General features: G+C 68.5%; 17 protein-coding genes and 3 pseudogenes. 12 read left to right on the top strand and 8 right to left on the bottom strand.

Annotated elements, in window-relative coordinates:
• Positions 1-259: 259 nt before the first annotated feature.
• Positions 260-961, top strand: a complete 702-nt coding sequence (locus OG736_RS00985; protein WP_442816988.1) for an SMI1/KNR4 family protein — start codon at positions 260-262, stop codon at positions 959-961.
• Positions 962-1011: 50 nt separating this feature from the next.
• Here the strand turns inward: OG736_RS00985 and OG736_RS00980 are convergent, their stop codons facing one another.
• On the bottom strand, positions 1012-1797 hold the full coding sequence (locus OG736_RS00980) for a S1 RNA-binding domain-containing protein (RefSeq protein WP_327180645.1): 786 nt from the start codon (positions 1795-1797) through the stop codon (positions 1012-1014).
• Between the two features lie 257 nt (positions 1798-2054).
• On the opposite strand from OG736_RS00980, the pseudogene OG736_RS00975 reads away from it, so the two are divergent.
• Positions 2055-2147, top strand: a pseudogene (locus tag OG736_RS00975) (IS5/IS1182 family transposase); the annotation flags it as partial.
• Positions 2148-2594: 447 nt separating this feature from the next.
• Here OG736_RS00975 and OG736_RS00970 read toward each other — a convergent pair.
• The 7 genes from OG736_RS00970 to OG736_RS00940 form a co-directional block, all read right to left on the bottom strand.
• Complete coding sequence (locus OG736_RS00970; protein WP_327180644.1) at positions 2595-3125, bottom strand: SRPBCC family protein; 531 nt, start codon at positions 3123-3125, stop codon at positions 2595-2597.
• A gap of 3 nt (positions 3126-3128) precedes the next feature.
• The gene (locus OG736_RS00965) at positions 3129-4196 is read right to left on the bottom strand and encodes an alkene reductase (RefSeq protein ID WP_327180643.1); all 1068 of its coding nucleotides are present in this window, start codon (positions 4194-4196) and stop codon (positions 3129-3131) included.
• 47 nt (positions 4197-4243) lie between these two features.
• A complete protein-coding gene (locus OG736_RS00960) occupies positions 4244-5194 on the bottom strand; it encodes an alpha/beta hydrolase (protein WP_327180642.1) in 951 nt (316 codons plus the stop codon).
• Between the two features lie 196 nt (positions 5195-5390).
• Positions 5391-6332 (bottom strand): NADP-dependent oxidoreductase, encoded by a 942-nt coding sequence (locus tag OG736_RS00955; protein ID WP_327180641.1) that lies wholly within the window; start codon positions 6330-6332, stop codon positions 5391-5393.
• 114 nt (positions 6333-6446) lie between these two features.
• Entirely contained in the window at positions 6447-7268 is an 822-nt protein-coding gene (locus OG736_RS00950) for a helix-turn-helix transcriptional regulator (RefSeq protein ID WP_327180640.1), read from the bottom strand.
• Between the two features lie 649 nt (positions 7269-7917).
• Positions 7918-8190, bottom strand: coding sequence for a hypothetical protein (locus OG736_RS00945; protein ID WP_327180639.1), 273 nt, complete (start codon positions 8188-8190; stop codon positions 7918-7920).
• A complete protein-coding gene (locus OG736_RS00940) occupies positions 8183-8575 on the bottom strand; it encodes a hypothetical protein (RefSeq protein WP_327180638.1) in 393 nt (130 codons plus the stop codon). The genes OG736_RS00945 and OG736_RS00940 overlap by 8 nt, the downstream gene beginning before the upstream one ends.
• 121 nt (positions 8576-8696) lie before the next feature.
• Here OG736_RS00940 and OG736_RS00935 point away from each other — a divergent pair, with 121 nt between their 5' ends.
• The 10 genes and pseudogenes from OG736_RS00935 to OG736_RS00890 all read left to right on the top strand — a co-directional run bounded on the left by OG736_RS00935 (position 8697) and on the right by OG736_RS00890 (position 21556).
• Positions 8697-9299 (top strand): ArsR/SmtB family transcription factor, encoded by a 603-nt coding sequence (locus tag OG736_RS00935; protein ID WP_327180637.1) that lies wholly within the window; start codon positions 8697-8699, stop codon positions 9297-9299.
• A 386-nt stretch (positions 9300-9685) separates the two neighbouring features.
• A complete protein-coding gene (locus OG736_RS00930; protein ID WP_327180636.1) occupies positions 9686-10417 on the top strand; it encodes an SMI1/KNR4 family protein in 732 nt (243 codons plus the stop codon).
• A 198-nt stretch (positions 10418-10615) separates the two neighbouring features.
• Positions 10616-11023 (top strand): contact-dependent growth inhibition system immunity protein, encoded by a 408-nt coding sequence (locus tag OG736_RS00925; protein ID WP_327180635.1) that lies wholly within the window; start codon positions 10616-10618, stop codon positions 11021-11023.
• 645 nt (positions 11024-11668) lie between these two features.
• Complete coding sequence (locus OG736_RS00920) at positions 11669-14215, top strand: hypothetical protein (protein WP_327180634.1); 2547 nt, start codon at positions 11669-11671, stop codon at positions 14213-14215.
• A gap of 409 nt (positions 14216-14624) precedes the next feature.
• Positions 14625-18854 carry a CHAT domain-containing protein gene (locus OG736_RS00915; RefSeq protein ID WP_327180633.1) on the top strand — a complete coding sequence of 1410 codons (4230 nt, stop codon included), beginning with the start codon at positions 14625-14627 and terminating at the stop codon, positions 18852-18854.
• Between the two features lie 103 nt (positions 18855-18957).
• Positions 18958-19269 carry a hypothetical protein gene (locus tag OG736_RS00910; RefSeq protein ID WP_327180632.1) on the top strand — a complete coding sequence of 104 codons (312 nt, stop codon included), beginning with the start codon at positions 18958-18960 and terminating at the stop codon, positions 19267-19269.
• Positions 19270-19422: 153 nt separating this feature from the next.
• Positions 19423-19646, top strand: a pseudogene (locus tag OG736_RS00905) (helix-turn-helix domain-containing protein); the annotation flags it as partial.
• 57 nt (positions 19647-19703) lie between these two features.
• Positions 19704-19943: pseudogene (locus tag OG736_RS00900) on the top strand (telomere-associated protein Tap); the annotation flags it as partial.
• A 112-nt stretch (positions 19944-20055) separates the two neighbouring features.
• A complete protein-coding gene (locus tag OG736_RS00895) occupies positions 20056-20628 on the top strand; it encodes a GNAT family N-acetyltransferase (RefSeq protein ID WP_327180631.1) in 573 nt (190 codons plus the stop codon).
• A gap of 718 nt (positions 20629-21346) precedes the next feature.
• A complete protein-coding gene (locus OG736_RS00890; protein WP_327180630.1) occupies positions 21347-21556 on the top strand; it encodes a DUF6243 family protein in 210 nt (69 codons plus the stop codon).
• The last annotated feature ends 402 nt before the right edge of the window (positions 21557-21958 follow it).

Below are 21958 nucleotides of genomic sequence, written 5' to 3'. Positions count from 1 at the left end.
CGCTCCCGTCCGGGAGGTCCGCGGAGCCGTCACTCCTCCCGGACCGAGTGGAGGCCGGAGAGGACGATGACGATCCTCACCGGCCTCACTCTGTCCTGGAGTTATGGCATCGTCGAAGGCCAGAACAATCGGATCAAGATGCTCAAGCGTCACACGTTCGGCCGGGCCGGCCTCCAGCTGCTGAAGAAGCGAGGTCTGCTCACAGGACGAACTCTGGTGCCGTGCGATAGATTGCGGGCGACACGAGAGAAGAACTCGCATGGACTCCCGCCTCCCGCGGTTGCGACGCAAGCTGGCACGCATCCCCTACGCGCCCGAGCGAAGCCACTCCTTCGGGGAGGAGCGGCACGAATTTCGTCTTGGTCCATGCCTCGCCAAAGGTCAGGCAGACGCTTTTCAGGCCGAGCATGACGTGGAACTCCCGCAGCCCTATCGCGACTTCCTCACCAACATGGGCGGCAGTGGTGCGTCTCCGTACTACGGACTGATCCCGTTGGAGGACTGCACGCTCTTCACGATGAACTCCAGAGACGCCGGCACCGGCTTGCGAGGATTCAGCCGAGCCTATCGTCCCACCCGCCGCGGTGACCTGTTCCTGCACGTCATCGAACGCGGCTGCAGCGATCTTGTCCTCATAGGCATCACCGGCCCTCTAGCCGGGCGCATGCTCATCGGCAATGCCGAGGGCTTCTGGGGTCCGAACGTCTCCTCGGCCCGGGACTTTCTCGCCTGGTATGAACGATGGCTCGACCACATGGCTGCCGGCCAGGACAACCGAGCTCTGGAGCTCACCTCACCCCAGCTCCGAGCGCACCCGATTCGGCAGCGGCTTGTCTCTCACCGTGACTACTCCACAGAACCGGAGCCAGAACCCGCCCGTGTACGGAGCCAAGAGGGAGCAGGATCTGGATCTGCCGGGTTGCGGTGCGCTGCCCCGCTTGTCCGCCGCCCGCGCTGGTGACCTGCCAGTCGATGGTCCCCGTGGACGGGGCGGTGACTCCGAAGCGGCCCTCAGGCGCGCCGCCCAGACAGGGTCAGCCTGCGTCGCTCCCGGTCGACGTCCGTGACGACGACCGAGAACTCGTCACCGATCTGTGCGACGTCTTCCGGAGCCGCCACGGGCACCGAACCGAGCTCGGACAGTCGCACCAGGCCCTCGACTCCATCCGCGACCCGGACGAAGACGCCGAACGGGACCAGCCTGGTCACCCGTCCACGCAATGCCTGGCCCACCGCGATGCGGTCGGCGAACGCCGGGAAGGGATCGGGTTGCGTCGCCCGCAAGGACAGCCGGGCTTCTCCGTTCGTCGTGTCGAACTGCAAGAACTCGCACGACACACTCTGCCCGATCTCGACCACCTCCGACGCCGCCTCGAAACGCCGCCAGGACAGCTCTGGATACGTGATGGAGCCGACGCCGGGAAAGACCGGATGGTCAGGGCCCTCGTCCAGTGCCACAAACACGCCGAACCGCTCGATCGCCGCCACCGTGCCGGTCAGGATCTCACCACGACGAAGCCGCTTGAGGAACGCCCAGAGTTCCGGGTGCTCGGTAGCCGCCATCGACAGCCACACCCGACCCGCGTGCAGGTCTACGGCGATCACCTCGGCGGTGATCCGCTGACCGACCGCCGCCACATCGGCGAAACGCCGGCGCCATGAACCGTCCAACGCCCCCACAGCCCCGAGCGGGTAGGAGGCAGAACCGTCCAGGGCCACTGATACCTCAGACCTGCTGACCGCCACGACTGTCCCCGAGCACAGATCACCGACCTGGATCCCTGCCACAAACCTCATGACGGCCCGATCGGTCGACGCTTTCCCATGCCACCCAGGCTCTCACGAGGAGCCGCCAGACCCGCTGAGCGCCGTCCCGTAAATGATCTACGGGTGTTGGCTGGCATGCTCGTCCGCCGGGTACGCCAGCGGTCCCGAGGTCAGTTCTGGTTCACGGCCAGACAGCAGCCGGGTCGCAGTGGGCCGGGCAAGCCAACGGACAGACCTCGTTACCGAGGAAGAGCCCGTAGGTGTCGGCGCCGACGCTGTAGGGCTGAAAGATGCTCCGCGACTGCCGTCTCAAGGGCGACGGCGTCCACCACGCCATGCTTGGCGTCGCCCGCCTGCACGACCTCGCGCTCACCGGATGACAGACGAGCACTGGTCAACCAGCTGGCCGTAGATCATTTACGGGACGGCGCTCAGCTAGCGGGACACTGGCGGGGCCAGCACAATCAGCACGCGCCCGGCACCGAGGAAGTGAAGGCAGGGTCTTGGACCGGCCCCCGGTCCCGCACAGACGCGGGGCCGGGGGCCGGGGGAGCGGCTCTATGGGGGGTGGTCAGCTGGGCCGGTGGAAGACGTCGCTGATGTGCCGGGAGCAGAGGTCACCACGCCGTTGGGGATTTCCCGTTGGACGCTCACGCCAGGCCAGTCGATGGCTTTCGCTGCCAGGCTGCTCAGGTCAGCACCGGTGACCCTCTTGCTCCCACGTGACCCCCTTGCTCTGCTGGGTGCTGAACGCGTGGAAGCTGCTGGTGTAGCGGGGGGCCGCGATGCCGCCGGTGGGGATGCTGATGTCGTGCTGCTTCGGGCCGTCAGCTGACCCGGGGTGGCACCGGCTCGCTGCTCTTCTCCGTTTCGATGACGTGGACGCACCGGTCGAGGGCGGCGGCCATGTAGCGGCGCCAGAGCGGGGCGAAGGGGCCGGCGAGGATCCAGCGTCGGCCGGGCAGCGGCTTGAACTCGTAGGTCCAGCGGATGAGTGCGCCGTCGCCGTCGGGGTTGACGTTGAACTCGCCCCGAACTCCGGCCGCGAGGAGGGAGAGGATGTTGGTGAAGTCGGTCAGCTGGTAGGCGAAGCTGGAACCGGGCGTGTATTCGGTGAGTTCTTCGTCGGCCTGGGAGCCGTCGTCGAACTGCGGGTTCCTTCGGGGGCCCGCGTGGTCCCAGGCCTCGGTCTGGTTTGTCACCCCGCTGATCCCGGGAAACGGGAAGACCGGGCGGAAAACGGTGGGAAGGTCGATGGGGGCCAGGATGCGGAAGGCGTCCTGGGGTGTCCTGAGGGTTCGCTGCTGGACGGTGATGGTGACGGTCTTGTCGTCGGGCTTGATGAGGAGAGTGGTCATGGTTCAGCTCGCAGCGGTGGTGGTGAGGGCCGGGTAGTCGGTGTAGCCGCGGTGGTCGCCGCCGTAGAAGGTGGCCGGGTCGGGCTCGTTGAGGGGCGCACCGGTGCGGATGCGGTGGGGCAGGTCGGGGTTGGCCAGTGCTGTGGCGCCGACCGTGACGACGTCGGCCAGACCGGAGTCGAGATCGGCGAAGCGGGTGTCGAGCGGGGTGCCGGCGCGGTTGACGACCAGTGCGGTGGACCACTGCTGGCGCATCCGCTGGAGGAGTTCTGCGTCCGGCCCCTGGATGACGTGCAGGTAGGCGAGGCCGAGCGGGCCGACGGTGTCGAGCAGTGCCGGGTAGACGTCGTGGGTGTCGTGCTCGGTGATGTCGTTGTAGGGGTTGCCGGGGGAGATGCGCAGGCCGGTCCGGTCGGCGCCGATCTCGGAGGCGACCGCAGATGTCACTTCGGCGGTGAAGCGGATGCGGTTGGTGACGGAGCCGCCGTACTGGTCGGTGCGGTTGTTGGCATTGGCCGAGAGGAACTGGTGGAGGAGGTAGCCGTTGGCGCCGTGGATCTCGACGCCGTCGAACCCGGCAGCGACGGCCGCCGCCGCCGCGTGGCGGAACTCGTCGACGACACCGGTGATCTCGTCGGCGGCGAGGGCCCGCGGGACGGGCATCTCCCGGGGGCCGACGGTGGTGAACATGACGCCCTTGGGCTGTATGGCCGAAGGGGCGACGGGCGTGCGGTGGTGCGGGGTGTTGTCCGGGTGGGAGATACGGCCGGTGTGCATGAGCTGGACTACGATGCGGCCGCCCTCGGCGTGCACGGCGTCGGTGACCTTGCGCCAGCAGGCGATGTGGGCATCGGTGTAGATGCCCGGGGTCAGCAGGTAGCCCTGGCCGTCGTCGGAGGGCTGGGTGCCTTCGGTGATGATCAGGGCCATCGAGGCCCGCTGCCGGTAGTACTCGACGTTGAGCTCGCTGGGTGCGCCGTCCGCCAGGGAGCGGTCGCGGGTCATGGGTGCCATGGCCAGCCGGTGCGGCAGTTCCATGGCCCCGACGGTGAAGGGGGTCCAAAGAGTCACGGGATGTCGCTTTCTGCTATTCAGAGCTGTCAGATGAGCGGTAAGGGTCAGAGGGAGGCGAGGACGCGGACGCGGTCGGCCATGGCGCGGCGAGCAACGTCGGTGGTGAAGGCGATGGAGTCGAATTCGTGCGGGACACCGGGGTGCAGGTGGAACTCCACAGGGACGCCGGCCCGGCTGAGCTTGGTCGCGTAGGCGAGGTCCTCGTCGCGGAAGGCATCGAGCTGGCCGACCTCGATGTAGGCCGGGGGCAGCCCGGTCGCGTCCTCGAGCCGGGCGGGAGCTGCCGTGGCGGGCACGTCCGGCCTGCCCGCCGCGTCGCCGAGCAGTGCCGGCCACGCGGTGCGGCTGTCGTCGTAGGACCACAGCAGGTACGGCTCGATGTGTGGGTCGGGCGTGGTGGTGCGGTCGTCGAGCATCGGCATGAGCAGGATCTGCCGGGCGATTGCCGGACCGCGGCCCTCCCGGGTGAGGATCGACAGAGCCGCCGCCAGGCCGCCCCCGGCGCTGTCGCCCATCACTGCGATCCGGCCCCGGTCGACGCCTAGTTCGTCGGCGTGTTCGTGCAGCCAGCGCAGGGCGGTGTAGGCGTCCTCGAGCGGCGTGGGGAACGGATGCTCGGGGGCCCGGCGGTATTCGACCGACAGCATGGGCACCCCGCTGGCGGAGACGTAGCGCGAGACCGGTCCGTCGAACAGGTCGATGTGGCCGAAGATGTAGCCGCCGCCGTGGAAGAACAGCACCGCCGGCCCCGCTGCGGCGCCGGTCTTGGCGTACCAGCGCATGGTGATCTGTGTGCCGTCGTCGGCGGTTGCGTGGTGCTCGGCGGTCGTGACGTCGGTCGGGATCGGCTGGGCCGCCGAGGCGGCCCAGATGATCGGCTCCCATATGGCGCGGCGTGCGGGCACGTCGCCGACCGCCGGGGGTGTGGCGTGCGCCATGGCCTCGGCCATGGGGGCGAAAGCCTGGGCGAACTCGGGGTCGAAACCGAGTGACATGGCTGTCCTGTCTGTTTGGCTCATGGGTCTGAGCTGGTGTGCTGCGTAGGAGCGGCGGAGCCCCGGCAAGATTCGGCTGTGGCCGGCATGAATTGCTGGGGCTGCGGTCTGCCAGGTCTGGCAGACCGCAGCCCCCCGCGATGGCTCGACCGCTTGTAGCGAGACGCGACGCGATCGCCGTGCCGGAGAAGGTCGCCTAGGTGAGAGAGGCGGCGGAGGGAAGGACGAGGACCTTGCCGGAGAGCGCGCCTTCCGCGGCCTCCGTGTGCAGCGCCGGCAGCTCGGCCAGCGGCACCCGTCGAGCGATGTCGACGTGCAGCGCTCCGGAGTCGACCAGCGACACCAGCCTCGCCAGCTGCGCGGCGTCGCTGTTGACGAAGAGGTTGACGCCGCGCACGCCGCGTTCCTCGTCGGAAGGCGCGGGCATCCACACCGTCGTGTTCACCACGATGCCTCCGTCGCGGACCACGGAGGTCAGCGCGGCCAATTGCATCGGATCGACCGGCGCGAGGTTGAGCACGACGTCGACCAGCGCGGACAGTTCGGGGACTCCGTGGCCGAACACCTCATCGGCACCCGCGGTCCTGACGCGTTCGCTGCTGCGCGGCCCGGCCGTGGCGATCACGTGTGCGCCGGCGTGCTTGGCCAGTTGGACTGCGTAGCCGCCGACCGCACCGCCCGCACCGTTGATCAGCACCCGCTGGCCGGCAGTGAGCTTGGCGTGGTCGAAGAGGGCCTGCCAGGCGGTGAGCCCGACCAGTGGCAGCCCGCCCGCATCGGCCAGCGGGATGCTCGCAGGCGCCGCCGTCAGCAGGCCGACCGGTGCGAGTACGTACTCCGCCGCCGCGCCGGCGCCGGCCATCGGCAGGAAGCCGACAACCTGGTCACCCGCCCGGACCCTGTCCGCGTCCTCGCCCAGCGCGTCGACCGTGCCCGCGACGTCGATGCCGGGGGTGTGCGGCAGGGTCACCGGGATGGGGCCCTGCATGAAGCCCGCGCGGATGTTGCCGTCGACCGGGTTGAACGACGTCGCGGCCACCCGGATCCGGACCTCCCCGGCCGCGGGGACCGGCTGTTCCACGTCCTCGTAACGCAAGACGTCCGGAGTGCCGTACTCATGGAAACGTACTGCTTTCATGGCAGATGCGACCTTTCGTGACAGGAAAGATGATTCAAATCTGAAGCATTGTGAGACCCGGGCACGCCTCGGCTTCGAGACAGTGCCTTCAGGTGTGTGAGGGGACGACAGCCGCTAGAGGGCGGTCAGGAGCTGAAGCTTGCCGTGGCTCGGGGAACCGGGCACGGCGGTGAACACCAGCAGCGTCTGACACTGCTCCGGATCCAACAGCATCTCGGCGTACAGCTCCAGCTCCCCCAACTCGGGGTGCAGGTAGCGCTTGAGGTCGTGATGATGGGTCACGCCCACCTCGTGCAACCGCCAGATGTTCGCGAACTCGGAACTGACCTGCAGCAGCGCCGCGACGATCTCGCCGGCCCTCCCTGTGGGATCCGCCGTGTACGCGTCCCGGATCTCCGCGGCAAAGACCCTGCCTCGTATCGGATGGTCCTCGACGGGGTACAGGCCACGGACCCGCGGATCGCCGGTGAACCAGCGGTAGACCAGGTAACGGGACATGTCCGAGTACTGGGTGTAGTCACCGAGCAGTGCGACCGCCGGGCGAGTCTGCAGCAACGCCTCGCCGAGCCGTGACAGCACGATGGCGGGCACGTCCGAGAGGCCGGCGACGATCCGCATCATCGTGGGACCGATGTAATCGTCCCGCAGGATCCGCCGCGGCGCCGGGATCCCGCCCAGGATGAAGAGGTGGTCACGCTCGCTCTGGTTGAAACGCAGTGCCCGGGCGAGCGCGACCAGCATCCGCTCCGACGGCGCCGGGCCTCGCTGCTGCTCGATCCGGCTGTAGTAGTCGGCCGACATCCCGGCCAGCGCCGCCACCTCCTCGCGCCGCAGCCCGCCGGTGCGGCGCCGCTGCCCGCGGGGAAGCCCGACATCCTCCGGCTGCAACGCCTCACGACGCGCTCGGAGAAAATCCGCCAGCAACGCCCGGTCCATCGTCCGACCTCCTCTGTTCGACAGGACAATCTTGACGCGAACCGGGAACCGGATGAAGGGCAGTTCTAACCGCGGACAAGTTGTCCCCGGCTAACGAGCTCGTGCACGGTGTGCGGTGAGACGGCGAGGGTTTCGGCGGGGCTTGGTTCCACATCCGACGTGCCGGGTTCAGGTCCGCGGTCTGCTGATGTGAGGGAAGGCCGGCGGCGGCCTGGACCGTGTGACTCCTGTGATCGCGGCGGCTGAGGTGACGAGCCAGGATCCGCCAGTCCTTCAGGTGGGCGATACCGTGCTCGACCCGGATGCGTCGTGAGGAGTGCGCCTTGCGCTGTCGCTCGTACATTTCCTCGTACCAGTCGCTCAGAGGCGTGCAACATCGCGCGGATGATCTTGCCTATCAGCCGCACTGGCACCGAGTAGCAGTTGGTGCGGACGCTGTTTCGGCTCTAGCGGTCGACCCGCAGGGTGAAGAGTCGGCCCGTCTCGAACGGCTCGTCCGGCAACGACCCAACCGTCTGCTGGTGGGCTTGTGACGGGGGAGCGTCCGTGTGTCGGCGTACATCTTCGCTCTCAGCTCTGGCTTGCTCGGTGACCGGACCCAATGGGCCGAGTGCGATCGGCGGGCCGCGAGAGCTTGGTCCACGGACCGTCAACGACGGCGCGCGGTCAGCAACCAGGCGAGATCGATCACCGCGATCGCCCCCCAGATCCAGCAGACGACGGCGCCTCCGGTCGACGCCACCGCTGTGGCGAGGGCGCCCAACCCGACGGTGCCCAGCACTACCCCGGCGTTGCGCCCCAATGCCAGTGACGCGCGCAGTGGACCCGGTTCGGCCAGCCGGTCGGCCAGGTAGGCGTCGAAGGCTTCCGCGACCTGGTCGTCGATCTCGTCCCGCAGCCGGGCATCCAGCCAGTCAGACATGGACGGCCACCCGTTGCACCACCGCTGCCTGAACGGAAGCCACCCTTGGCGGCCCGAGCGCGACGACGGCGCCCAATATCGCCAAGGGCAGCTCCAGTGCGCAGGCCGGCGTCAATGAGAAGACCACGTCGCGCCCGGCCGTCATGACGTCGAACCACGCGTCGACCAGTAACAACACGGCCGTCGCGATCGATGCCAGCGGCGCCCGGTGGTCACTACGCCGCACCAGCACCGCCGACGTCAGCAGACCGGCGATCTCCAACGCATCGAAGCCGACCCAGGCGACCCGCCAATGCTGCGCAGGATAGGGGTCCGGCAGCGTCGTCCACGGCACCAGCGCCACCCCCGCGGCCAATAACACCCTCCCGACCAGGTCTTCCCGCATCTCAACCCCCAGCGTCTCGGCACCCGCTGGTGCCCTCTCGAACCAACGTAGCGATTGCAGAGATATTCTGCAAACAATCTCTGCGACAACTGCAGAGAGTCTCTGCAGTACGCTGGTCGGCATGGTCGAGCGCCCCGAGAAGAGAGTGCTCACCGGCCCGGACCTCAAAGCCTTCTACAAGGCCCTGTCCAACCCGGTGCGCCGAGACATCCTGAGCTACCTCGGAGAGCACGGCGAAGCGAACTCCACGAGCGTCGCCAAAGCGCTCGGCGAAAGCACCGGCACCACCAGCTACCACCTGCGCAAACTCGCCGACCTCAAGCTGATTGCTGAGATCGAGGAACGGTCCGCAGGCCGGGAACGCTGGTGGAAGTCGCTCATGACGGACATCTTCACGCCACCGGGCCTGGAGTTGGCGGCTGACGAACGCGAGGCCGCGGTGAAGATCGGCGCGCTCAAGATGACCCAGGACCTGAACCTGGTCGTGAGCGCATACGCCGGGTACGACTCCTCCGCAGGCTGGAACCAGATCCATCGCTCAGGGCTGCGGATGACGAAGGAACAGGTCGCCACGTTCGTCGAGGAGTACCAGACGCTGCTGCGCAAGTATCTGACCGAGCCCGGTGACCACCCACCCGACTCACGGCACATGGCTGTACGCCTGGTGGTTGTGCCCGACGAAGGCCCCCGGCCCACCCTGCCGACCGAGCCGGACGACGACTAGCGCCGCGTCACACGACGGGGACCACCCGGCGTGAGTGGCGTTGGGCCAGGAGCTCGTGGACCAGGGAGTGTGCTGCCTTCTTTCGCTCGGCTCGCCGGCCGACGGGCTCCGAGTGATCCTGCGGCTGACCGGAACTCAGGGTGGCCTTCGGCAGCATGGTCAGCCGACCACAGCAGCGACCGGCATACATCTGAGGGAGCGTCGCTTCCGGCTGTCAGCCGACGAGGCGTACGCCGTCTCACGCGAGCCAGTCTCCTCGGAATCGAACATCGAGGTAACCCTCCGCGACCGTTCCCCAAGATCTGCGCCAGAACCGAGTTCCGAGAACGCGTGGTCGGTGTGTCGGGGTGTGAAGAGCTGACGAGCGGCACGGATATCGTCCTGGCATGACACAAGGGTTCGATCTTGCCGCGTCTCTCGCCAGGGGCGTCGACGGCCGCAGTGGTGCGTGGAACTTCATTCAGGGCTTTGCTGCCCACTGGGTTGGCGGCCTGGAGGACGGTGACGGGTGGGCGGAGGCCGATCTGCTCGCGGCGGAGCAGAGGCTGGGTGTCCAGCTGCCGACGGCGCTGCGCGAGGCCTATCTGCTGTTCGGTCGCCGTCAAGATCTGACCAGTAACCACGACGTGCTGCTGGACCCGGCTGAGCTGTACGTGGATGAGGCCAGGGAAGCCCTGGTCTTCCGGCACGAGAACCAGGGAGCCGCGTCGTGGGGAATTCTCCTGAACAGCCTCCAGGACGACGATCCTGCCGTGTTCATACGGCCTGACCTGGCCGACAAGAGCGCCGAGCGGTGGGAGCCCTGGCTGGAGCACTTGTCCCTCTCCTTCGTCGAGATCGTTCTGTCCGAGTCTGTGCAGGCGCAGGCGGATGAAGAGCGGTGTGACTTCCTCGACGCGGATGACGACAGCGTCGAGCAACTGGAGGAGACCGCCGTCCGGTTGCCGTTCCCCGCGTATCCCACCGGCGAGGAGCACGGCTCCCGGTGGTTCCTGGGCCAGGACGTCCTTCTGCGCGAAGAAGCTGGTGCGGCCATCCTGGCCCGCGGCCGGACGGCGGCAGACCTCGACCGCGTTCGTGACCTGATCCCGGGCGACTGGCTCAACGACTGTCGCTGACCAAGTCCCTGGCTCCTGCCGACCGGGCAGCCAGACTGGCCCGTCACGGTGTCTGGGAAGGTGCTGAACCGGTTTCGGCGCGAGCAACAGCATCCAGGAGCGCTTCGGAGCTGCTCCGTGTGTCCGGTGTTGGCCGGCCGGAGAACAGGGTGTCCGGTCTCGGACGACCTGAGACCGCGGTTGCGCGAGAATCACCTGGTGACCGTATCCATCGACCGTAGTCGGTCCCTCGAGGACCTTGAACGTGACCGCTGGCAGGCGCCCCCATCTGACGCCACCCGACTCATTTCGAGGGTGCATGCCCTGCGGAGCCGGCCGGTCGGGACTCTGACCGTCGAGGACCTGCGCCTGCTGATCCGGCAGGACATCGGGCTGGCGGTGCTTCTTCCGCTCGCGGTGGAAGTGCTTCGTGACAACCCGCTGGCCGAAGGCCACATGGGCGAGGGCGACCTGCTGCGCGCAGTCCTGACCAGGAACTCGGCGGTCTGGAGCGCTTATCCGGATCCTGCAAGGCAGCTGACCCTCATAGTCGGTGGCCTCTCCGACCTCTCGCCGGACCTGCGAAGCGAGGTCGAGCGGTTCATAGGCGTCGTCCAGAATTCCTGACGCGGTGCAGGTGCCTGTCGTCGACTACGGGGCTGTCCACCGAAGACGCCTGTGGGTCCTGGTTGTTTGGCCGGGCAACCTCAGGTGTGCCGGCGCCCCGGACAGGTGACGACGTCGAATTGTCCGTGCCCGCATGGCAGGTGGCTGTAGGAGTGATCTCTGGCCTCGCCCCGGTGTTGCGTCGGGAGTCAAACCTCGATGCGCCGTTGCCACCAGGGCAGGTGTTGTGGAGCGAACGGATCGTTGACAGTGCGCTTGAGAACGCGTGTGTCGATCGGCCCCAACGCAGCCTGCAACTGTGTCCCGCAGCGGCAGCTGGGACCTGATCTCGCCCGGTGTCCGGCGGGCATGCGGACTTCCTGAAAGTGCCGGTGTCGGCAGGTACGAGAACGCGAGCCCCGGTGACACGGGGTGTCCAAGAGCGAAGGCGTCCGGGTCAGCGGTCGCGCCTGCCCCGACGGCCGTTCGTGAGCCCTGGCCGGGGGCGGCACCGGCGGGTCGGGGCTCGGCGGAAGCCACCGCGGCACTGGCGCCCCGGCGGAAGCCGCCGCGGACTGCCCGCCCGAAGTGGGCCCCTGCTTCCGGGCGTGCCGGGTCGGCAGGTTATCGTCCCGCTGCTTGTTCACTTTTTCTCACAGGAGCCTCATGCACCTCAGACAGGTCTCCCTGGTCGCGACCCTCTCGCTCGTGGCCGGTCTGACCACCGCCACCGTAGGACTGGCCGGCTCCGCGGTGTACGCCGACGACACGGCCGCGCTGCCGCTGTCCGGTTACGCGCACCTGGTGGTCGACCCCGCCCACCAGCACGTCTTCGTCAGCCAGGGCGTCGGCTCGACCGGCATCGTGGTGACCGATCTGTCCGGCACCCCGATCACCACCGTTGCGGGGGAGCAGGGCGCCACGGGTCTGGCGCTGTCGCCCGACGGCGGCACGCTGTACGCGGCGCTGGCGGACGGCGGCGCGATCGCCGCGATCGACACCGCGACGCTCACCGAGACCGCCCGCTGGTCCACCGGCGCGGGCAGCTCCCCGGTCTCCGTCGCGGTGGCGGGCGGCCGCGTCTGGTACGGCTACACGGCCGACGGCAAAGGCGGCATCGGCTCGGTCGACCCGTCCGCGCCCGCGCCGGCAGCGATCCCGCAGCCTGCCCTGTCGCAGTGGACGACCGCACCACTGCTCGCCACCGGCGGCGGCGTGCTCGCGGCCGAGGAACCGCAGGGCAACCTCAGTCACGTGGCGACCTTCGGCGTCGCTTCGGGCACGGCGTCGGTCAAGGCGGACACCCTGGTCTCCGGTGGCACGGCAACCGGGCTCGCCGTCACCGGCGACGGCACGCGGGTGCTGCTGGCCGCCCCGCAGCAGCTCGCCCTGCGGTCGTACCGCAGCACGGACCTCGCGGCCGCAGACCCCGCCGCGTACTTCACCGGCGGCTCCGGTTCCGCGCCCGGCTCGGTGGTCGTCGACACCGACGGCACGGTCGCCGTCGCCGGCACTTCCGGCGTCTACCTCTACGCCGGCACGAACACCCTCGCCGAGAACCACCTCACCTTGCCGTCCGGCACGGTCAGCCCGGACGGCCTGGAGTGGGGCGCCGACGGCACGACCCTCTACGCCGTCACCAAGGACTCCTCGGGCGCCTACAGCCTGAACGTGCTGGGCGCCCCGAAGCTGACGGACAGCGAACTCGCCCTGCGGCACCCGCAGTACGCGGTGCCGACCGAGCGGTACACGGTCAGTGGCTCGCTGAGCACCCGCGGCCTCCTGCCGGCCGGCGCCGCGCTGAAGGTCACCCGCGACGGCACCGCCCTGCCCGACACCACACTCGGCGCGGACGGCACGTTCACGTTCACCGACCTCCGGCAGGACGAGGGCACATACACCTACCAGGTGGCGTACGCCGGTGACGCCACCCACCGCCCCGCGGCGGCCTCACTGATCGTGAACGTGGCGAAGCTGCCGACCGATGTCGTGGGCACCGACATCACCTCGGCGAACCCCGGCTCGGTCGTCCTCACCGGCCGCCTCATGGCCCAGCTGGGCCTGGGCACCTTCCCGCAGGGCACCACCGTCCAGGTGGCCCGGCGCGACGAGAGCACCCAGCAGACCGTGCCGCTGGGATCCGTACCCGTGGACCCGACCACCCTCCGGTTCACCGTCACCGACGCCCCGGGCGGCGCCGGCCCGTTCATGTACGTCTTCACGTACGCCGGGGACGCCACCCACCAGCCGTCCGAGAGCGGCATGAGCCTCGTGGTCGCCCCGTACGCCCCGGCGCTGACGCTGGGCGCCCCGGCGACCGCCGTCCGAGGGGCGGCCCTGTCCTTCGGCGGCAAGCTCGGTGACGGCCCGTACGCCGCCGGCCGGACGGTCACCGTCTCCCGCAAGGACGCCGCCCACAGCACCCCGGTGACCTGGACCACGCCGGTGGCCGCCGACGGCACCATCACGGTGAAGGACACCCCCGACATCGGCGGCGCCAACACCTACACGGTCACTTACCCCGGTGACTCCTCCCACAGGGCGGCCACCGCGATCGCCACCGTCCAGGTGTCCCGCGCGGCGACCGCCCTGACCGTCACCAGCAGCGCGCCCTCGTACGCGTACGGCGCGACGGCCACCGTCACCGCGCACCTGGGCACCACATACAACGGCCGCACGGTGTCGATCTACGCCACGCCCTACGGCGGGGCGAAGACCCTGGTCACGACGGGCACCGTGGACGCCTACGGCAACCTGAGGACCACCTACAAGGTCACCCGCAACACCACCTTCACCGCGTCCTTCGCGGGCGACCACCGCTACGCCCCCGCGACGGCCGCCCGCGCCGTCAACGGCTACGTGAAGATCGCGACGGCGCTCGGCGGCTACTACACGAGCACCACGTACAGCGGGATCACCTACCGCGTCTTCCACAAGACGGTGAAGCCCACGGTGACCGCGACCGTGACGCCCAACAAAGCCGGCCAGTGCGAGCGCTACCAGGTCCAGCGGTACTACAGCGCCGCCTGGCACACGCTCACCACGTCGGGCTGCTACGCCCTGTCGTCGACGAGCAGCGCGAAGGCACAGCTCAGCCTCACCAACGCGCTCAACCAGAAGTTCCGCGTCCGCTCCAAGTACGAGCGCTCCACGAAGGACCTCGGCAACGTGAGCACGTGGGGCGGCTGGCTCTACTTCGTGGTGCGCACCTGAAACCCGTGACCTGGCCGGAGGGCGCCCGGCCGACGCTGGGCTGTGCCCGCCGTGTGCGGCCTGGCGTACGCCGCACCGGCCCTGCTGGACCAGGGCACGGGCCCGCTCCAGGCGCCGGTGGTGATGGTGCTGGCCCGCTGGTGGTAGGAGCGGCACCGCGACCGGGCTGCCGGTGCGGCGGCCGGCCTGGCCGGGTCGCTGGTGGTGTCCGTGCTGCTCGGCCCGCTGCGCACACCTGGACCGGCTGGCCGCGGACTCGCTGGGCCACCTGCTCGGGGGCGGCGACCGCCGTGGTCGTGCTGACCTTCGGGTCACGGTGCGGGTCCACAGCACCAGGAAGACTTTCATCGGGGTTCTCTCCGCGGCGTCGGTCGATCACATAAAGTGATCCCTTGTTCGCTACGCGTACGTGCGGGGGCAAGGGGGCGGCCAGGTGCTGGAGTTGCAGCTCCGCGTGGAAGACTTCGACGGGCCGAGGTCCTGGAGCTGGGTGCTCAGCCGGGAAGGTGAGTTCCTCGCCGATCACCAGGTGGTCATACCCGAACCCTGCTGGGAGTCCGATGCGTTGCAGGATCTGTACGGCCATTTGCAGTGGTCGGGCGTGCCGGACATCTCTGCCGACGGTGAGAGCGAGATCCTGACCCAGATCGGGCGTTGGGCGTACGCGTACGGCCTGGGGGCCGTGGGGCAGGTGCTCATCGCCCAGTCGGTCCCGGTCACCGTACGGCTCATCACCTCGGCGCAGACACGTCACCTTGCCCTCTGGCCATGGGAGTTGGCCGTCGCCGACAGTCGCACCCTCGCCTCACGAGACATCCGCTTCGTCGTCGATCTCGACCTCCAGACACCGGCGCGGCCGCGGGCGGAAGCCGGACAGGCACTGCGGGTACTCGGCCTGTTCAGCCTTCCCGACGCCGCGAGCCCGCTCAACCTCCGTCGGGAGAGGGTCGCGCTGATGAACCTCTTCCAGGAGGTGAGTGCCGTGCACAGGAAGGCGATCGACCTGCGGATCCTTCAGTACGGCGTGACACGAAGGCGGTTGCGGGACGTCGTCAACGACGGACAGGGCTGGGACATCCTCCATGTCTCCGCCCATGGAACGACGACCGGCCTCCTGCTGGAACGGGAGGACGGGTCACCGGACCTGGTCACCAACGAGGACCTGCGGATTCTCCTCGGCCCCCTGGCCACTCGGGTGAAGTTCGCCATGGTCTCCTCGTGCTCGTCGGGCGCCTCGGAATCCGACGCTTTCGCCGCGTGCGTGGACGAACTCCGACCGGTCCACAGGAACACCGGGTCCCGGTCGGACCGGACATCACCGTCGCCCTCGCTGGCGGCGGCACTGGCCGCACAACTGGGCTGCTGGGTGCTCGGCATGCGCTACCCGGTCGACGACCGGTTCGCGATCGAACTGTCCCACCGCGTCTACAACCGCCTGATCGGCGATGCCGCTCAATCACCGCCGCAGGCACTGGCCTTCGCCCTGTCGGAATGGCATGAGCAGTCCGGAAGGCCGACACTGGCGGAGATGACGCCGATCCTCTTCGGGCGTCAAGGCGTGGACCGGAGGCTGACTGCCCCCGCCCTCACCGGTCCGCCACTCGGCGCGGACCGCTCCAGACAGCAGGCCTTCCTGCCCTCTCCGCCGGCGGAGTTCGTGGGCCGTGCCGGACTGCTGACCGCCGCGAGCAAGGCACTCGCGCCCCGCAGCGGTGCGTCAGGAGTGATGCTCCACGGCATGCCGCGGGTGGGCAAGAGCGCTTGCGCACTCGAACTCGCGCACACCCACGCCGACAGGTTCGCGGCGGTCGTATGGCACGAGGTGCGTGACGACGAGCACGTGGGCACCGCCCTGCAACGCTTCGCCCGCGAGTTCCGGGAGCAGCTCGAGGATGCTGGCCTCACACCGATCGCCAACTTCGACGCCCCGCGCACCCTGGACGACCCGGACCTGCTCGCCAGGTCCTTGCGTCTGCTGTCGATTTTCCTGACCAACAACCGCGTCCTCGTCGTACTGGACAATGGGACCCCACTGCTCACCGAACAGGGGCGGTGGCGGGACCACCGATGGGGCAGGCTCGTCGACGCGGTGACCGGCCACTCCGGTCTGTCCAGGCTGGTCATGACGACTTCGTGTGCCGTCCCCGGGCTGGACGACCGGGTGACGCGTCTGCCTGTCGTGCCGCTTTCGACCCGCGAAGCCGCGCTCCTGGCCAGGTCGCTGCCGGACATGTCGGCGCTCTTCCGCGCGGGATCGGGGTCCCGAGAGACCATTCGCAGCCTCCTTCGAGCGTGTGGGGGCCACCCAGGACTGCTGCTGGACGCTTCCCGCGACGTCCTCCTCGACGCAGGCCCGCCCGGCGGCTTCCGTCACGCCGAACTGAATGACGACCACCTCGCCATCACCCACTGGACCCGCACGGCGACCAGGCAACTGCCGGAACCCGAGCAGCTGCTGGGGGCTCTGCTGTGCGACCTGGAGGAGAACGACCGCATCCCTTGGGTTCTCCGCGATGCCTGGCCGAAGCTGTGGCAGCACCTCGACCGGCCGGGCACCGCACCACCCTGGCAAAGCCTGGTGCGCAGTCTCGAGGCACGGGCGCTGCTGACCGTCGAACGCGCGACGGAACAGAACACTTTCGAGGTCGAGGTTCCGCCCGTTCCGGGCTCCGCAGACAGCCCCGGAACCGCCTTCACGATGACGGGTCAGGCCGCGGTAGAGATCTACCCCGGTCTCGTCATCGGTGTCCACGAGGAGGACGAGGGCGTTCTCTGCATCCGCATTCATCCCACCGTGGCAGAGGCCGTGCGCGCCATGGCCGAACCGGAGTTTGCACGGACCGTCTCCGGATGCCTCGCCGAACTCTGGATGCGCATGATGAGCGCGGAAGCCCTGAACTACCCGGACCGCGAACTGACAATCATGGAGGCTGCGGCTGCTCGCCACGCCGTCCCGTACGCAGCGCGACAAGGCACCTGGAGTCAGGTCCACCAGCTCCTCGAAGTGCTCTTCTCCCGGGACGCGTCCCCGGAGACGGTACGCAGCGTGCTGCCTTGGCTGCGCCAGGCGGCCGAGGAAGCGGACGCCGCTCCCGTCCGTTCCTTCTGCCGGCAGTGGATCGCCCAGGTGTCAGGGGCCCCGCCCGCCCCGGCAGAAAACGACCACAACCCGGCCGGCACCCCGGGAGAGCCGGCCCCGAGCACTCCGCAGCCGCAGACGGCGTCCGAGACCTGGCTGGATGAGCTGCAAGAAGCCTACGAGCAGGGAGACTTCCACCGGGTGCTGGGCGATCTGACGCGCCTGCGCGGGCAGTCGGTCCTGACGCCCACGGCTGGCAGCTCCCCCCGTGACCGGGAGATGCGGCGATTGATCGAGTCCGCCCTCGAGACCGGCTTCCATGCCGCGTTGGGCCTGCGTGAATGGCAGCGGGCGCTCGACCTCAACAACGAACTCCTCGACCTGCTGGGCCAGAGGATGGCGGTCAGAGCCGAATCCGTCCGCGTCGAATTCCACAGCCACGCCCCACTGATGGCGCTGCGCCGCTTCGACGACGCCCGAGAGCTGCTTCTGCGGGTGCGCCGGGCAGCCGAACAAGGGGACGATCCGAGGCTGCTGGGGATGGTCATGGGTTCGCAGGCTGGTCTCGAGCACCTGCAGGGCCACGTCGAGGTGGCTGTCCGCCTGCAGCGAGAAGCCCTCCGCCACTCCACCGAAGCGGGTGATCTCCATGGTCTCACCATCGGTCACCTCAACCTGGGCAACTTCCACATCGCCACCGAAGAGCCCTTGCAAGCGTTGTGCAATCACCTGGTCGGAGCCGTCATCGAGTGCGTGCACGGCGGTGTCTCCGCCTCCGATTCAGTGGCGGACCAGCTGGCCGAGAATCTGTACAGGGGACATGTCCTGGCCTGCCCCCTCGACTGGCCGGACGTGCACCGGGCCGCGTACGAGCACATCGGCATCCCCCTCGAACAGAGCCTTCCCGGCCTCTTCACCACAGAGGACCCCCTCTTGCCGCAGCGAACGCTGGATGACCTCCTGCGGCGTGCCTGGCGTCGGCTCAATCTCCGCTTCGCCCCTCATCTCGCCGCCTGGGACCCAGTGCTGTCAGCGGTCGATGCCGCGATCGCCGGCGACAACACCGCCCGCCGGCAGGCCCACCTCGCGTTGGACGACCTCCGAGAATTTCCGGAGTGGAGCCCGCTGGTCCGCATCATGCGTGGCGCGCTCGAGAACAGGGCCGACGTGCCCGACGACAACCTCGAACTCCTCCACCATGTGATCGTCTTCCGGTTGCTCGACATGCCGATGACCGACGTCGGCATCCCGCCCAGGTTGTGGGTTCTCCAGTCGATACGGCACCTCCTCTCCAAGGTGGTGGCCGCCGCGAACGGCGACGCGGGGGCGGCGGCCGAACTTCCCCAGGCCCTGGATGCGTTGGCGGCCCGTGGCGGCGGTGAGCTGGGCACACTCGCCGGGGTCCTGCGCCGGCTCGCCTCCGGAGAGACGGCCGCGCAGGTGACGCCCGGGCTCGACTCCTTCATGGAGAGCGTCGTCCGCTGGATCGACACCCACATCGACCCGACGGGCCCGCTCCCCAGGACCACCGATCCGAAGCCATGGCCCACGTCGCGATGATCGACCTCACAAGCCGACGGCTGACCAGCGAATCCACTCCGATCTGGCGCGACACCCGAACCTCGAATCAAACGGCTGGGCGAACGAGGCCCTCGAACGCACCATGAACTACACAACGACCGGCGCGGATCTTCCCGTGTTTCGCCTGTCCACCGGAAGCTCCCTCGTCGCCTGCACGTACGTCCGCGAACACCGCGTCTCAGGTGTCGGTGCGAGCGGCACGGTCCGCTTCGAGAAGGGCACAGACGCCGACGTGCTGCTCGGCGGCGGAAGCCGTGAATGGCGCAGTGTGAGGGAAGTCAGCAGCATGACGGCACTGATCGAGGTGCCGGCCCGGAAAGCCGCACCAGCGACCGTCCTGGCGTGTGACTGCTATGCCCCTCAACTGCTGTCGGCGACCGGTGCCCAGCCCTGAAGCCCAGGTAAGTCGTTCTCTTCATTGAGCGTTTTCAACGAGGCCACTGATCGGGTGAGGCTGGCGAGATCGAGGTGAGGATCGCAACGCACAAGGCTCCCGTGCCGTTAGGGGAGGTGTTCGACGTCTCAACCCATCGGCACAGGAGCCCTGTTGGGTCCCTGTCCTGCCGCACTCGACCTCCCTCACGCCCTGGTCGAGTGGGTCACCATGCTCATCGTCACCCGTGAGGGCGGCCGGCGGTGCAAGCTCCCGCCGCACCAGCGCGCGCTCGTCGCTCCGGTGTACCTACGGCGCCACGACCCTCACCCGGATCGCGACAGGCTTCGGGATATCCGTCGGCCGCCCACGCCTACGTCACCGCCGTGATCGGCCTCTCGCCGAACGAGTCGAACGCCGCCATGTCGGAGAGCTTGCGGTGCATGTTCACCCGCGCCTTGGTGTCCGACTGCGTCGTCTACCCCTCGCCGGGGGAGAGCCTGCTGGACTTCCTGCCGTATGCGGCCTCGGGCAAGCCGCAGCCCGGCGGGTTCCGCCTCGGCCCCACGCCGGGGCTGGCGAAGCTGGAGGGCGTCCAGACGATGCTGTGGGCGGTCGACCTGATGGAGCAGGGCCTCAACCCGGCCCGTCACATCAAGGGCGGCGACGCCGTCCTGGTAGACCTGGACTACTGATGACGCCGGACAGAAGGTGATCTGCCCATCTGTGATTGTGCCGAAGCCCGATAGTTGGCACATCAGCAGGATTGGTGTCACCAAGATCGTCGGCACGTCCTAGAGTGACTCGATGAGCGACGATGCCGTGATACTGCGTCCAGTGGCCGAGGATGATCTTCCGGTGCTTGAGCGGTTCTTGACAGATCCGGAGGCGACCGGGCCCTTCCAGTGGCTGGGCTGGTCAGATCCGGGGCGCTGGCGGCGGCGCTGGGCGCAGGACGGCCTGCTGAGCGATGAGGGCGGTCAGCTGATGGTGGCAACCGGCGCAGACCGGCTCGGCTTCGTGGCGTGGCGGAAGGTCGTGACCTCGAGGAGCTCCTACTGCTGGAACATCGGAGCCCAGCTGCTGTCAGAAGCCCGGGGCCGGGGTCTCGGCACGCAGGCCCAGCGGCTGCTGACGCGGTACCTGTTCGCGCACACACCGGTGGTCAGACTCGAGGCGGACACCGAGATGGGGAACATCGCTGAGCAGCGCGCACTGGAGAAGTCCGGCTTCACCCGCGAGGGCGTGCTGCGCAGCACTGTGTTCCGGGACGGGCAGTGGCGGGACGTCGTGCGCTACAGCCTGCTTCGCGACGACATCGCCTCAGCCAGGAGCCCTGCCTCAGATCGGCCCAGCGCCGGAGGAGAACGAACGGCCTGACCCGGACTCATCCCAGCGCGTCGAAGGAGCAGCGAGGCCGGTGACAACAACGCTGCCGGTTCTGTCGTTGGTGACAAGCAGCGTGTCGTTTCGGTGACGACTACAGTGCCTCAACGCTGGGAGGGCCGCAGCTCAGTCGACCTCCCTGGTGCCAACTACCGTGCTTCGGCACAGTGATGAGCCGACGCACGATAGTTGTCACGGCCTCGTCGCCCGACCACAGTCACTGGCGAAGTGACAGAAAAGCTGTGGAGGCTGCTTCGTTCGCTCACTCATCCGGCTCCGCCGGTGACAATTACTGAGCTTCGGCTCATGTGACTGATTCCCAACGATCCTTGTCAACCCGTGAGCTGCGGCGCATGGAGTCGTTGATCGCTGCCGTCCGCGAACAGGACGAAGCTGCCCGTTTCCTCGCTTGCCGGGTGACTTCGACCTGGACCGTGGCGACCACGTCGAGGAGGTCCACCTCGCCTCGGGCGCCGCGCTCGAAGGTTTGGCTGGCGACCTGGCACCCAGTCCCCTCCATCGTGCACCCGGTTTCTGAGGCCAGGGCTTGGTGTGCGGGGCCGAAGGAACCGGGTAACGTCTTTGTCATGTTCTTCCAGACGCCGATTTACGAGTGAGAGCGTGATGGGCCCCTGCTGACGTCCTTCGACGTCGCCGCCCGTCCCCCACCGATGAATCCGTAGATCACTTCACACCACTACCGGGAGAACCCGTGAGCAAGAACATCAACAACCCCGTGGGCATGGGCGGCGGCCAGCGCAAGAAGCTGTCCCGCGCCGAACGGCAGCACAACGGTCCGCACCGCAACCTCGACCGCCAGGGTGCAGCCGACCAGAAGGCGGAGCTGGTGCGCAAGATGCGCGAGAAGGCAGGCGCAGCCGAGGGAGCCGGGCAGACGAGCGACGACACCACACAGAGCTGACGCACCGTCGCCGCAGGGCGGCACCGCATGGGCAGGGGCCCGGACCGCGCGTCGCGGTCCGGGCCCCTGCTGCCGTACCGGGGCGCGGTCGGTCCCGCTCAGCTCTCGGCCGAGCACCCGCGTCTCAGCCGACCACCCGGGGCGGTCGCAGATTCAGCAGCCCCGTCACCGCCAACACCCCAGTTCCGTCGCCTCAACCGTGGTGGCGACCGTCAGACCAATGCCGCGCTCCACCGCATCGTGTTCACCCGCCGACGGGTCGACCCGCGCACTCCGGACTATTACGAGCGCCGGATCAAGGAGGGCAACACCCGGCGCGAAATCGTCCGATACCTCAAACGCTACGCGGCTCGGGATGTCTTCCACCTGGTCGGACAGCTACAGCCAGGACCCCGCTCATAG

Source organism: Streptomyces sp. NBC_01334 (assembly GCF_035983595.1).
In the GTDB taxonomy this organism is placed as follows: Bacteria; Actinomycetota; Actinomycetes; order Streptomycetales; family Streptomycetaceae; genus Streptomyces; species Streptomyces coriariae.
This window is presented reverse-complemented; position numbering and strand designations above follow the sequence as displayed.

What these genes read in the sequence shown, in the direction of transcription:
- OG736_RS00985 (WP_442816988.1), top strand. Translation starts at nt 260, where the DNA reads ATGGACTCCCGCCTCCCGCGGTTGCGACGCAAGCTGGCACGCATCCCC.
- OG736_RS00980 (WP_327180645.1), bottom strand. Translation starts at nt 1,797, where the DNA reads ATGAGGTTTGTGGCAGGGATCCAGGTCGGTGATCTGTGCTCGGGGACA.
- OG736_RS00970 (WP_327180644.1), bottom strand. Translation starts at nt 3,125, where the DNA reads ATGACCACTCTCCTCATCAAGCCCGACGACAAGACCGTCACCATCACC.
- OG736_RS00960 (WP_327180642.1), bottom strand. Translation starts at nt 5,194, where the DNA reads ATGTCACTCGGTTTCGACCCCGAGTTCGCCCAGGCTTTCGCCCCCATG.
- OG736_RS00955 (WP_327180641.1), bottom strand. Translation starts at nt 6,332, where the DNA reads ATGAAAGCAGTACGTTTCCATGAGTACGGCACTCCGGACGTCTTGCGT.
- OG736_RS00950 (WP_327180640.1), bottom strand. Translation starts at nt 7,268, where the DNA reads ATGGACCGGGCGTTGCTGGCGGATTTTCTCCGAGCGCGTCGTGAGGCG.
- OG736_RS00945 (WP_327180639.1), bottom strand. Translation starts at nt 8,190, where the DNA reads ATGTCTGACTGGCTGGATGCCCGGCTGCGGGACGAGATCGACGACCAG.
- OG736_RS00940 (WP_327180638.1), bottom strand. Translation starts at nt 8,575, where the DNA reads ATGCGGGAAGACCTGGTCGGGAGGGTGTTATTGGCCGCGGGGGTGGCG.
- OG736_RS00935 (WP_327180637.1), top strand. Translation starts at nt 8,697, where the DNA reads ATGGTCGAGCGCCCCGAGAAGAGAGTGCTCACCGGCCCGGACCTCAAA.
- OG736_RS00930 (WP_327180636.1), top strand. Translation starts at nt 9,686, where the DNA reads ATGACACAAGGGTTCGATCTTGCCGCGTCTCTCGCCAGGGGCGTCGAC.
- OG736_RS00920 (WP_327180634.1), top strand. Translation starts at nt 11,669, where the DNA reads ATGCACCTCAGACAGGTCTCCCTGGTCGCGACCCTCTCGCTCGTGGCC.
- OG736_RS00910 (WP_327180632.1), top strand. Translation starts at nt 18,958, where the DNA reads ATGAACTACACAACGACCGGCGCGGATCTTCCCGTGTTTCGCCTGTCC.
- OG736_RS00895 (WP_327180631.1), top strand. Translation starts at nt 20,056, where the DNA reads ATGAGCGACGATGCCGTGATACTGCGTCCAGTGGCCGAGGATGATCTT.